This is a genomic window from Paenibacillus radicis (ex Xue et al. 2023), from assembly GCF_024722015.1.
Lineage (GTDB): Bacteria > Bacillota > Bacilli > Paenibacillales > NBRC-103111 > Paenibacillus_S.
The window spans coordinates 41,809-55,967 of record NZ_JANQBD010000015.1; the positions used below are offsets into that span (position 1 = coordinate 41,809).

Annotated in this window: 7 protein-coding genes; all 7 read left to right on the forward strand. The window is 44.0% G+C overall.

Annotation, left to right across the window (positions count from 1 at the left end):
• Positions 1-59 precede the first annotated feature (59 nt).
• The 7 genes from NV381_RS20105 to NV381_RS20135 all read left to right on the forward strand — a co-directional run bounded on the left by NV381_RS20105 (position 60) and on the right by NV381_RS20135 (position 14,103).
• Positions 60-842, forward strand: a complete 783-nt coding sequence (locus tag NV381_RS20105; RefSeq protein WP_258215069.1) for a hypothetical protein — start codon at positions 60-62, stop codon at positions 840-842.
• Positions 843-893: 51 nt separating this feature from the next.
• Positions 894-1,190, forward strand: a complete 297-nt coding sequence (locus NV381_RS20110) for a hypothetical protein (RefSeq protein WP_258215070.1) — start codon at positions 894-896, stop codon at positions 1,188-1,190.
• Positions 1,191-1,526: 336 nt separating this feature from the next.
• Complete coding sequence (locus tag NV381_RS20115) at positions 1,527-6,059, forward strand: phage tail tape measure protein (RefSeq protein WP_258215071.1); 4,533 nt, start codon at positions 1,527-1,529, stop codon at positions 6,057-6,059.
• Position 6,060: 1 nt separating this feature from the next.
• The gene (locus tag NV381_RS20120) at positions 6,061-6,891 is read left to right on the forward strand and encodes a phage tail family protein (protein ID WP_258215072.1); all 831 of its coding nucleotides are present in this window, start codon (positions 6,061-6,063) and stop codon (positions 6,889-6,891) included.
• A 15-nt stretch (positions 6,892-6,906) separates the two neighbouring features.
• The gene (locus NV381_RS20125) at positions 6,907-12,759 is read left to right on the forward strand and encodes a hypothetical protein (RefSeq protein ID WP_258215073.1); all 5,853 of its coding nucleotides are present in this window, start codon (positions 6,907-6,909) and stop codon (positions 12,757-12,759) included.
• A gap of 3 nt (positions 12,760-12,762) precedes the next feature.
• The gene (locus tag NV381_RS20130) at positions 12,763-13,764 is read left to right on the forward strand and encodes a hypothetical protein (protein ID WP_258215074.1); all 1,002 of its coding nucleotides are present in this window, start codon (positions 12,763-12,765) and stop codon (positions 13,762-13,764) included.
• Between the two features lie 9 nt (positions 13,765-13,773).
• A complete protein-coding gene (locus NV381_RS20135; protein WP_258215075.1) occupies positions 13,774-14,103 on the forward strand; it encodes a hypothetical protein in 330 nt (109 codons plus the stop codon).
• The last annotated feature ends 56 nt before the right edge of the window (positions 14,104-14,159 follow it).

Sequence of the window (14,159 nt, forward strand, 5' to 3'; positions counted from 1 at the left end):
GTGCTTTTTTTCAATGCGTTAAGTTAACTAAATCTACTTTCATCAAGGAGGTTTTATTATTGTCACAATCAACCAAAAAGTGGGTCGTCGATGACATCGCAAATGCTGCTTTGTTTGATCTAACTACCAATGATCCGGTCGCCTTTTTTGAAAAGCTTAAAAAAATGACCATTACTGTTGATGCTAAGCAGCAGCGTGAGTATGGCGGGACGAGTAAGTTTGCCTTTCACTTGACCGAGCAGGATTCCGAATCCGGCGTACAGATTGAAAATGCGGTCATGGACTATAATCAGTTGGTTGCTGCTACAGGGGCATCCATTACCACTGGTTCAACGAGTGTCCCCACCCAAGAGAAATTAACAGTACTGACCGGTGCAACGGTCACGTTGTCGAGAGGAGCAAGTTTCGTATCCGGATCCGAAAAAATCCTTGTTGCAACAAAGGGCCTTGCCAATTCCGGCACCCAACTATCTAAGGTAGCCTCAGCCCCTACCGCACAGCAGTACACCATTTCGGCTTCTGGTGTCGTTGTATTGGGTGATGCAACGCTGGTGGGTAAAGATATCCGAGTGTTCTATGATTACACCTCAGCAACGGCAGAGACAGCGTCTGTTGTTACCACAACAAAGAACAAACCATATAAATTTGTCGCCTATGGCAAAGCGTTTGATGATGAATTGAATACGTATTTCGATGTAACGATCATCATTTATAAAACGCAGATGCTAGGAACCTTCTCGATTGACTTGCAGCGGAAAAGTGCAACCACGAACACCATGGATTTAGCCGTTTTGGATGCAGGCCGTCCGGATGGAAAGGTTATCGATATTATAGCGTCATAAGGAAAAGTTGGAGGGGCTTGCTCCTCCTCTTTTTAAGAAGGAGTGACTCCATTGGAAAATAACGATATGAACCGAATTCTAGGCATTGGCCCCGAGCACGCCCTGGCTGATGGCCTAACCAAAACCCTACGTATTGGAACCGTCAAACAGTTACAAGATGTCGGAAGTTTGTACAAAAACAACTTAATCCGTCCCAAGCATGCCATTTTTAAAGGTGAAGAAACGGCCATTACTGCTTGGGTGGAACTCTTGAACCTCATCTTTATCGAGGGCTTTACGCGAGAGGAGTTTAACGACAGCCTCCCGGAGCAAATGGAAGACGCTGTCGAACGATTTCTTTTTAGTTAGCCAAGGGCCGGAGAAGAAGAATAAGAGTGCCGCCGAAAGCAAACCACTGGCGTTAGCCCAAATCTTCGGGCGACTCTCCAGGAGGGCGCTTCTCAAAGCATGGTATGACCACAACTATTTTGAACTGGATGCCATCTTTGAGGATATGCAAGAAGAAATGAAAGAACAAATCCGCTTACACGGTGGAGAAGTCGAAGAACCGAAAAAGCTGACGCGTTCGGCAATCGCGGAAATTATGGGGTGTTTCAACAAACGTTGAAATGCCTCTTTTTTGCATTATAAACAATCCCGAGGCAAGGACTCCCTTACCCGTAGAAAAGGGGTGAAGCATACACTATGTCCGATGAAAGTAAAGACGTTGTCGCCGCGAGGCTACAGTTAGACGCATCTAAAATATTGCCAGCATTTAAGGAAATTGATCACTCCGCCAAACTCGTTAAGGAAACCTTCGAGACCCTGAACAGAGAAATAACCTCAACGGAACGATCGATTGATAAAATGTCTAAAACGATGGACAAGGTCGCGCTCACTTCCGAAGAACGGCGGCAAAAGATATTAGCCGAATCCAACGCCCTGGTTGCCCAACGGATAGCGACCACGCAGCTGCTAAATGCCAAAAAGAACGCTTTAGATGCAACCAACCAGATCGTGGATGCAAAACTGCAGGCGCAGCAAGCGATCGTCAAAAAAAGAGAAGATGCTATCGAACAGCAGGAGAAAGAACATCAGCAGCGCATGGCAACGCTCGAACAGAAAACAGCGGCGGCAAGCGGACAAGAAAACTTGATGCAAGCCAAGATTGACCGTGAATTTCAAATAATGAAAAACGGTGACATACGGCTTGAGATGGAAGCGGAACGTCATTCAGCCATGATGAAACGATACCAAGATAATTTCAGCAACCGCAACGTACTTGGTAATGCTTCGCAATATTTAATGGCTGGCAGCCTGTATTACTCCACGGTCAACGGAGCCAAACAAGCGATTCAAGTCATCAAAGAATTTGAAGATAGTATCGTCAATGTAAAGCGCGTCATGGATGCCGGGGCAGATATAAAATTTGTCGAAAAATCGATCATTCAGGATGCCAAAGACTACGGTTATGCACTCAAGGATGTAGGTGCTGTCTATGTCCAAATCGCACAACAAGGTTTTAATGAAAAGGATACAGCTGCTCTTGCAAAAACAGCACTCATGGCCAAGAACGTGGAATCCTCATTCAAAGATGCTGAACAAGCACAGCAACTATTAACCGGTGCGATACTCAACTATGGACTAGCTGCCCAAGATTCCGAGCGGCTACTCGACAGCCTCAATCAAGTGTCCAATGACTATGCAACGGACTCAAACAAGTTGTTGCAAGGTTTTAATCGGGTAGGTGCTGCCGCTAAAAACGCGAATGTACCGATCGATAAGCTCATCGGCTATTTAACTGTATTGAATGAAGCAGGCTTCTCAGGATCAGTCGCCGGTAATGCAATCAAATCTTTTATTTCCTTCTCCAGCCGCGATATTGCGATTGATAAACTCGAAGCCTACGTGGGGACGATTAAAAAAGCAACCGGTGAAATGATGCCGTTCTCTGAAATCATGGATAAGATTGCAGCGAAGTGGAAAACCCTTTCCGATGTGCAACGTGCTGAAGTCACCCAAGCGGTAGCCCGAGGCGACCAAGCATCCCGGTTTATCGCCATGATGGATAATTACGATAAAGTGCTAAAAGTAGCGACAACATCTGAAAACTCGTTAGGCTCAGCCCAGCGAGAAAATGCACAAGCCATGACGACCTTAAGCAAGCAAACCGAGCAGCTAAAAGCATCTTGGGAAGGTCTGATGATTTCCATCGGAGAAAGCGGCCTGTTAGCCGTCCTCAAGGCCATCGTGCATGAATCCAAACTATTAGTGGATGGATTTAACTCGCTGCCTGCGCCTATACGAAACACCATCGTTGTCACCCTTGGCCTTGGAACAGCTATTGCCGCATTAAATACGGGCATGCGGCTTCTAACCGGTCAATCGCTAGTTGCTATGGTCGCAGGACTGGTTTCAGCATCAAGAGCTATGACCGGGGTGGCCGTTGCCACTACAACAGCCAATGTAGCACAGAAAGCGTTTATTGCTACGCCAATCGGCGCAACGCTTACCGCATTATCGGTCATATTAGGTGCCGCGACACTTGCATGGTCCTACTATAATGGGACGGTCAATGAATCCCGAGTGGAGAGCGCCCAAAATCAGCAGCAAATCATTACTTTGGGGGATAAGTACAAGGAACTTAAAACCAAAATCGATGATAATACAACGTCAGCGGATGAGCGCAAAAAGGCTGAAACTGAGCTTCAAGGTGTTATGCAAAACATGAAGACGGTTATGCCGAGCATCATTTCAAAATGGGATGAGCATGGAAAAGCCCTGGATGTGAATATTGCCAAATACGATAAGTTGCGTGAAGCTTCACAAGCCGCACTAAGTGCTATTGCAGAACGTGACTTACGCGAAGCTAACGAGGGCATCACCGATGTAGATAAGCGTATCCAGACAGGCACCAAAGCAATTGAAACCGGAACCCTATCATTGAATAACGGTTGGGGAATCAAAGAAAGAAAAATTATGGATCATGAGAGAGGGCGGATCGAGGATCAGCTTGTCAAGGATCTGGATGAAAGGCAGAAACTAGAAACCAAAAAGCAAAACGCCCTTAACATCTTGCAGCCCATGCTTGGTCCTTCGCATCCAAAAGGTGAAAAGACACATGCCGGTAGTCTAACCGAAAGTGATATTGAAGATCAGTACAAGGAAAGAAAACAAGCCTTTGAGGAACGGATGTCGGAATTCCGGCATTTAGTCAATATCGAATCTGCCGGTTACACGAATGCATCCGATCAACTGGTCAAATTGAATGAAATCCGAAATCAATTCAAGGATTTAAATGCTCAAGACTTATATAGTATTGATGAGGATATTTACCGGACAAGTTCTGGAAAGAAAGTGAATGCCAAGGGCATGGGGGGTAAGGATGCATTCAAGTTTCCTTTGAATGATATTGATACCCAAAAAATCAAAGTGGAGCAGATGCTTTCCGAAATCTCCGTTCTCATTGACGAGTTTACAGCAAAGGAATTTTCGTTAGGTGACAGCACAGAAACATTATCCGAAAAAACCGGGTTATATGCGACCCATCAAATCAAGCTGGAAGAAGGCAACAAACTCTTACGCACTTCGGTTGAAACGCTTGCCACTAAACAGAGCATCTTAAACGAACTCTATGCGACTGGCCAGATCACAACGGATGAATACAACAAAAGTACGGAAGATGTACAGAGCCGCATCAAATCATTTACCGATGAAATCAATCGCAATGCTGTAGCTTGGTGGAACGATGCCAAAGCCATCAAGGATGCAAAAGACAAAGCCCTGCAGGATACATTCTCCTTCTCGCAAAAATGGATTGCCCATGAAAAAGCGATCCGGGAAATGTCCGTCTTGGAAGAACTGGAAGCATGGCAGCGAATCCAAGATCGCTATATGGAAGGTACAGAGCTGAGGAAACAAGCCGATGAGCAGGTTTATGCAGCACGAAAAGCCCTCACAAATGAAGACATGTCCAATTCCGAGAAATGGATTGCGCATCAAAAGGCGATAGGTCAGCTCTCCCTTGAGCAGGAGATCGCAGCATGGGAACGCGTTCAAGGTCGTTACTTAGAAGGCACTGATCAACGAATGAAAGCTGAAGAACAGCTGTACGCCCTCAAGAAAGCAACCATTCAAGAGGATGAAAAGAACATTGATGAGCTGTTCAAGAAGCAAAAGGAATATATCGATCAGGCCAAAAAGAAAGAAATCGATGCCATTACAGCGGCAAAAGATGCCTTTATTAGTGCCCAGGATGCAAAGATACAAGCTATTGAAGATTTGCTAAAGGCAGAGCAGACCGCTAACGAGGATCAGGATTATGAAAAACAACTGGCTGAGAAGCAGGCTCGCGTTAAGGTATTGGAAAGTTCTGTTGGTGCAGATGGCAAAAAGGAACGTAGCGACCTTCTGAAGGAAATCGCCAAGCTGCAGGAGGACCATAACCGCACGCTTCGTAAACGCGGCCTCGAATCACAGAAGGAAGCACTGCAAAACGAAAAAAGTGAACGGTCCAAAGCATTTGATGAACAGAAAAAGGCGGCAGAGAAGCATTACAATGATCTTCTCGTACCACTGGATACGTTTAAAAATGATGTGGAAGGTCGGGCAGAAGCCTTAAAGCAGCTTCAAATTTTAAAAGAATCCGAGAAAAATACGGAAATTTTATCGAATCTGGATGCCTTTATTGCCAAGTATCAAGAAAAAATGTCTCGAATCAACACGACCTCCAGCAGCATTTCAGTAGGACAAGGTAGCCCAACGAAAAGCCAGCAAGAATTGGACCTCGAAGAATACAACCGGAATAAAGACTTATGGGAACAAGCAAAAGCGGATGGCAATGCACTGCGAATGGAAATGTATAACAAGCGGAACGAGGAAATACGAAGGAAATACAACATACCGGAAGATAGCGGCAAGCTACAGCATTTCAAACAAGGCGGCATCGTTCGCGGCCTCCGCAATGAAGCCGTACCGGTAGTGGCTCATGGTGGAGAACTATTTTTGAACGAAGGGCAGCAGGCAAACTTATTTAAGCTGTTGAATGTCAGCATGCCGCAAATTCAGATGCCTGATGTAGCTGTATCCGGGACAAAAAAGACCGTAAACCATTACTATTCGTTTGATAATTCAATCGGTGAGGTTGCGTTGACCGGCACAAACGGCGTTTCCGGACTCTATGATCAACGAACCGGGTTAATCGAACGGCAACGTTCATTAGGGGAGAAGGTGAGATAAGATGCCGATATCATGTAATATCATCAAAAACGGCATGACCTATGATTTAGAACAATACGGCATTGCGCTTATCAAGCACAACATCCCTCCGCTGCCGGAAAAGGAGGATTATACGTTCCAAATACCGGGAAAAGCCGGAAAGGTCCGTATGGGGTCGCAGTACAAAGAGCGTACATTCGACTTGGAGCTGCTGCTGATGGCCGATGATGCCACGATTGATTATCAATCCAAAGTCGCGGAATTAGCGTGGTTGTTAGATTCCATTGGTGGCCCTGAGTATTGGATTTTTGGGGATATCCCCGGCAAACGATTCCTTGGTGAATACACCGGGCAAATGAATTTGGAAAAGATGATCTTTGATGGCAGGCTAACGGTTCCGTTGGTCTGCTATTTTCCTTTTACAGAAACTGTTACGGATGTTGCAAACGGTTGGAGCTATGGCGAAGGTTACACCTACGGAATGGGGCTACGATTCGGGGACACTTACAGTAAAGCAGTTACGGTAAGTGGAACAACCTTTACGATTTACCACGCCGGGACAGCGCCGCTGCCGCCTAAGATTAAAATCACCGGACAGTTTACCAACCTCAGCCTGAATGATGGACGCGGTCATGTGATGACGATTACCAGGGCGAATGGAGTCAACGATACGATTGAAATCGACTGCGAGGAAGGCACCGTGTATTTAAACGGCACCCAAAATATTTATTCCCAAACGAACGCTGTCTTCTTTAGCCTCCCAAGAGGTACAACCACATTCACTTTCACAGCCTCCGGTGTGGTTAATTTTACCGTTTCATTTACTCCCTTTAGACACAGGTACTTATATTAGGAAAGGGGCTTAGACATGGCAAATAATCGATTTCAAACCATAGGGCCGGAAGCATCGTTGACGGAGTTAGCCAAGCACAATACGAATTGGTCCCAGGCTGACGCTGCCTTAAATGCAATCGAGGCTGGAATAATTCAAAAGCAAACCAACATTGATGCGGAGGTTCAGGCGCGTACAGCTGCTGTTCAAACGGAGCAGCAAGCCCGTATAGCGGCGGATCAGGCCGAGGCTACCGCCCGTATCGCAGCAGACAGCACGGAAAAGTCGGAGCGTATAGCCGCGGTTGATGCCGAGGCGCAGGCCAGAATCAATGCTGATTCCGTTGAAGCCGCTGCCCGATCCGGGGGTGATGCAACGGAAGCTGCAGCTCGTCTCGCTGCTGACAATGCGCATGCTACCAGTACAAGCGCGCATGATGCTGATAGTATCACCTTTACTCCAGGCACAAGCGGCCTTTCTTCTGCAAAGGCAGGCGCGGCAATCAAAGAGGTTAACACTCGCGTATCTAACATCATTGCCGGGACTGGTGGTGGCTCTCAGGAAGTAGTTGATGCAAGACAAGATAATGCAGGCGTAACCTATCCTACCCTTAAAGCGCGTGAGGATGCTGAACTAGGGTACCTAACAGCTGTTGATATTGCCAGAGCTGATTTAATTAGACTACAGGCTCATAGTGGAGTGAATGACTATTCCACCAAAATCTCTAACAATGCTAACAATGCTCCTTTTTCTGATTACAGTAACGGTGGTATAGCCTTTTATACGAATTCGGCTTCTAAATCATCAAATAAGATCCTTATTGGTGGATTTAACGCCTTTATTAATGGTTACAAACTACATGTAGCCACAACGGGAAAGGATTCAAATGGGCTTGATGTTTCCGATTTAATTCTACCAGAGCCTCCAACCTATGGAACACGTGAGGACTTAGTTTTCCTCGAAGCGTGGTTTCCACAGACAGGGACAAAGGGGCAGCTCAGTTGGAGAATCAGAACGGTTGCTGGAGTGGATTTTAATATATGGCACATGGATGGTTTCTCCGCGGGAACAGGCGGGAGAAACAGCGCAGTCTTAGCACAGGGTGGTCAATCTTCTGTGCCAATGACACCAACCACTTATCTTACTTTTAATCGGGCTGATCTTCTTGGCTTACAGAGCGATGTAGGACTTTATATTGCCGGTACAGGTGATGCAACATCAAAATCCACACTGCTCACAGCAGATGGCTACGTATACGCTATTCCATTGTTCCGCATCAAACGTAGGAATAGTGGAGGATATCGCAAGGATAACTTAAATGGGGCTAGGGATTATTACACCCTTGACTTTACTGGCAAAACACAGGCTACAGCTGGAATGACTATAGGATCAACATCAATGACAGCTACAACCTTAACCAATTTATATGTTGGCGATAAGATAATGGTAGATGCAATTTCCTATGTAATCACTTCAGTGAACGGAACAACTATTATGTTGGACAAAGGGCTTTCATTTTCCTATAACCCATCAAATTGGACGCAATTCGTTGTTCCTGTGGTGAATCATAGACCAGACGGACTATACTCCAACATTATTGACGCATCCGACATTATTGATCTACGTCACAAGGTTTCACTAACAGGTGTGAATTATCAACAATCTCTTGAAGAAAATTTTGATAGATTGCTGCGCGGAGATTTGACCACAAAGGATACGAAAACATCCATCAAAGAAACGTATGGACTGAAACGTGCTCCACTTGGATTGTCACAGCAATTACAATCAACAACGATTAAACGTGCAGATGGTACGAATGTTGATTTGGTTAATTTGTTAGGCACAGATGGGAGTTGCGAAGATGCATCAAAACTTTCAGTATCCGCTAATGCAACGGCAACACTTGATCCTAACAATAAAACAACAGGTAATTACGGATTAAAACTAACAACGGTATCCAACTCGACTTTTGCTTATATTCTAGGCGGCAAGCTCAATAATATGAAATATTATATTTTAATAGCTGATGTGAAAAACGGCAACGCTACGAATATTGTAACACGTTACTACAATGGAACATCGAATGTGGGGACGGTAACTACTACATCTTCAGCCGCATTCTCAAAGGCTTACATCAAACTGCAACCTTCAAATATTGGAACGACTACCCAAAACTTTGCTTTCGATGTGAATGGGGGATCGGGACAATATGCATATATTGATTCTGCACGAATTTATGAAATTGACCAAGCGACCTATAACCTTATAGACGTTGATCCAAATTGGACAGGTGGAGACAACATAGCGGCTAAGTTCCCTTATGTAGATTCGTTGCCTAACTTTGTGGAGAATTTATATTCTGGAGGTTTTACCGCAGTTGGTGGATCGTACATAGAACCTAACAGTTCAACGGTTGAGGTCACGTCAACTGCGACTGCATCAAGTTATGCTAGTTCAAGACGTTATACCGTATTACCTAACACTACTTACACATTTAGTTATATAGGTACTACTGTTAGCGGAGTAGATATTCCAACCGTGGATATTAGAAAAGGAAGTAACTCTGCCCCACATGCATCTGTTGTTGGAGCAGGACAAAGAACGGTGACATTTAACACAGGAATTGAAACTGAGTTGATATTATATTTTTATGGATCAACGGGTACGGCTGCTGTTCAAACAAAAAGATATGAGAATATTCAATTAGAAATAGGTTCAACCATTAATCCATTTGTCCCATATGGCCGCTGGTATCTTGATAAGGACTACCAAGGTTTCAATACTCACCTTGGGAACAATTGCGTCAATCGATATGAAGGCGTGAATGGTGGACGACTTACTGCACAACGTTCTATCTTCTCTGATGCACAAACAAGCGAGACAAGACTCGATATTGTGGAAGCACTAAAAACGCCACAATCACATATCAAAGTTATTCAAGCCGTAGAAGGTCAATGGGCAGTTGGAGATAAAATCATCATTTCATCTAATGATGGTGTAGTAGCAGGTTTGATTGATTCGGATACTGCATATGCAAAAATTTTAAGTAGAGTATCAGATAGTGTCTTTATCGTTGACGATGTTTCAAAGTTGGCAGTTAACGACACCTTCAAACTGTCAAGGTTTGCTGAAACTCCACCAGAAGTTGGAACAATTACTGCTATTGATACCACAACAAAACAAGTAACATTTACTGGAGTGGTTTATACACAGAATGCTTTCGATGGTGGATGGATTTATATGATTGAAACCACAACATCATCTTCCATACCTACTGTAACAGCCGCAGGAATTGTAGGAACATGGACAAACTTGGGAACAAAGGCTGCGACCTACACGATCGGCACAGCACCAACAGACAATAAAGCCAACATTTCAATGCAATATTCAGTTAATTATCCTGCTGGAAAAGGCTTTAGTTACGTGCCCACTGATATTCTGAAAGCTGAAGTTAATGACGATGAAGTAAAGCCAAGCAATACGGTGAGTGTGAAGGCTAATTATGTTGGTAAGGTAATAAATAGTACGGATTTAGTCCCTCACATCATGAAAGCCTCAGGCAATCCTGTGCTTCAAGCACCTACCGGAACATGGGGGACTCCTTCACAAACACAACAAGATAATGTGTCTAGCTTAAACAGTTCGTCTTATATGGTATCAAGCACAGTCAATTTAGATATAGCACAAACAATCTTCTCTTTCGACCTTATTCGAGCAGTAGAAGACAAATACGGAGAAATTCCTGCTGATGGAGTAGCTGCAAAGGTAGCGTGGTTGGTAAATAACGTTAGCAGCAGAGTTATCAGTTGGCATGGTTATGGTTCTTCACCAACAGGTAATAAGGCTACATTAGCACTATGGAATGCTCAAACTCTGTCTTGGGGGACTACAGCTACCAATACTGCATCAACCCCAACATTGATATCACAAAGTTTTTCAGCAAGCTATGCTTGGTCACAAATGATTGATGCAACTGGTTTCGTCCATGTCCTAGCCTACGCCGATGCATCTAATGGAACAACAGCATCTACGATTAATACTGATTATGTTGAATTGTCCCTCACGCTAAATACGGCAGAGATAGGATATACAGTATTACAGCCAACAAATCCGTTTCCTGTAATGAGTGAGAACTTGCTGACAGCGAATCAGGCTCTTCCTGTTGATACCGGGGCGTTTATTGTTACTGGATCAGCCATTATGTCTGTTGTAGATTCTCCGAGACAAGCAATTAGGGTTACAAATGCAATTGACTCCTCTACGAATAAGTTTGACGTAGCTTTTTCACAGGTAGCAGGTAAATACTATACCGTTAGCGCTGTGGTTTACAATCCTGGCACAACAGATATTACAATAAGCATTTCACACGGTGGAGGTGGGAACAAGGCATGGTTATTAAAATCAGGTGAACGGAAGTACATTTCCAACACGCCAAACCTTGTTGGAGTGACAGCGCAAAGTTCTCTACGTTTGTACGAGGCTACAGGTGCTGCTTTCCATGTCGAATCTGTAAAAGCGCAAGAAGGTACACTTGCTACAGATTGGACAGCAGGACGCAAAAAGAAGGTCACACTGAATTACTTAAATAAGTCGGAGGGTAATCTTACAAATAACCCAAGCAGGACTTTGGCAAGAGCTTTGGATACCTTCCAGAATCCGATATCTGGCACTTGGTACGAATTCGGTAACGTGTCCTACACTTCACTTTCCAAGCAAGATGGAGTGCTTGCAAATTACCAAGGGACTGGCATCGGACAATATGCTCAACAACTTTTTGAATTTGATTTATCTCAACTAGGAATGTCTCTAAGTGAACTCAAGAAGGCTCTACGTAAATTTACAGTTTCGTGGACAGGTTATGGTAAAGGGGATAATGCAGGGGTTGCTACTTTCGGTGCTACTTTGAAATGGTGGAGAAGCGATACATCTACATGGACTAATGGAGGAGCAATTCATACAAATACCACTAACTCCCCTACGACAGTTACCGTATCTTCGCCATCACATTACACTTTCCCAGCCGATAGCGGAATAGTGTTAACAAAAGACCAGAAATTTTATATCCTTGTTCACTCAACTTATCCAGCAGGAGTTGCTTCACAGTCAGAGATTTATACGGATTACATTAAGTTAGATGTAGAACTTGCTGATTACATGGACTATGTGCCATCTAACATCGTCAAAGTGCGTCCTGAGACAAAAGAAATCAAAACATTCTTTCCTGCCACATCGAGACGATACTTAGGTGGAGGGCAACCGGAGCAGCAAATAGCATTATGGTATAGATACGTTCCTTATCAGGGCTTAGGTGATGCGTCCAAGACATACAAGGTGCTTGGTTTAGGTGATGCTTATCTAACATCTTTAGGGACTGCGAAAATATCTCCTTACGCTGCATCAGTCCCATTTGTAACTAAACCAATTATTCCAAATCTTCCTTCGCAACTGGCCGACTACCTATTCGTGGCAGACGATATGATATTGAAAAACGATGCAATCACAGCTGCTGATTTTGACATTGTCGAACAAGGTGTTCTAAACATAAGAAGAATTGGCATAGATGGTTACCGATATGGTAGCCCAGTAGGAAATCTAGTAACAATCGTTGCAAATCTAGCTGGATCAATTGCCTTTAGAGGGTTTAAACCTAACACATCTGCAACCTCTTACTACGCTTATCAAAACTTCTTAATAGCAAATGTTTTGGCAAAGGCAGCGCCACATCTTACTGCCGTACCTTTATTAGTAGCCGATATTTCAACGTGGGAATTAATGTTTATGGTTGTTACAACCGCAGAAACAACTAATAAAATTAGCGAGAGCAGATATCCGCAACAGGCAATTGATGTATTCAAATTGCCGGGCAGACCACTTGTGAAAGGAGTATAACACATGCCAAACGTAACTTTTAATAGAGATAGCCTGAAGGTGAGCGGATTTAATCGCTCGCCTTTTCCTTTTGAAATTGAAATTAGAAATGTAGATGCTGCCGGGCTTACCAAGATAATCCAACTTAACGAAAGCAGACCAAAGCGAGACGAAGAAGGGAACACCCTTTATCTACTGCCTCAGCCGGATCAGGAGGAGCAAAGTTTTCAAACTATCCGGTCTGAGTCCGCTGAATTGACAAACGAACCCTGCATGATTCTATCTATGGTTCAAGTGCCACTGATGGAAAATGGCAAACAAAAATCGTATCAACCGATTCAGAAAGTTGATGTTTTAGACGAGGAAGGCAGTATCATCGGGGAAGAGGAAATCCCTATTGGTCCGCCATTGCTTTTATTTACAACTCATGAGGAACTACAGCAGAAGAAAAATGAACAAGGTCAATTGATTTACTGGCAAGAAAAAGAGATTGAAGAAACCATTTTTGTACCCGTTGCACCACTAGAGATTGCAAATAACCATCTGGATTATGTTGAAGGCTTAGACGTTGCTCTCGAAGATTTTATCCAACCGAAGACCGTCACGATCGAGGAAGATATGAGCGAATTTAACTTTGAAGATATAAGACAGCACAAAGAACGACAGCTCATCCGCAAAACGTTCTATTCAATCGCATTGTTGTTTGAAAATATGGAAGACCTTTTCTCTGACAGTCTATCCGGATACAATGCTGACTTATGGACGGATCGGATATCCTTTCCTCCTGATGGAACGGCCCGGACAATAAAGCTGCAGTTGCCACAAGCCGCGGCAACTATAGGATTGAGACTAGAAACATCAGGCGATGGGCTGGAGACTGAAATCGGGGTGTTAGCATCGGAGTTGATACCCGTTGACGCTCGTAACGAAGTCACTTTCCCTGATCAGGTTTCAGAAGTGTACGTGAGATTTACAAATTCGAGCGACAAAAGAATAGACCTATTTTCTTTTGCGCTCCTGGTATGAGGTGAGAGGATGGACCGTGAAGAAGAACTGCGGGAAACTGCAAAAGCTATGCTGCCCGATGCGATTATTTCCATTGCTTACGTGGAACACCAAATGGATTTAATCGGTTCCCTAGTGAAAGATTTATTTACGCTAGTGGATCCCGATAAAATCACAGAAGATATCCAACAAAAGCTTGATGTTTTGGCTGGAGCCTTGCAATACAGCTCCATTGATTTCAATTCAATGGATGACCCATTGCAGGCTTACAAGCTGCCGCTGATGATCGAGAAGAAAGCCGAAACACGAATAGTTCAAACTAAATACCTCCAAAAGAAGTTACAGGAAGGCATACTGTAAACTCATTTAAAAGGTCAGGAAAAGTTTCCTGGCCTTTTCCTATGAAAGGATGGGAA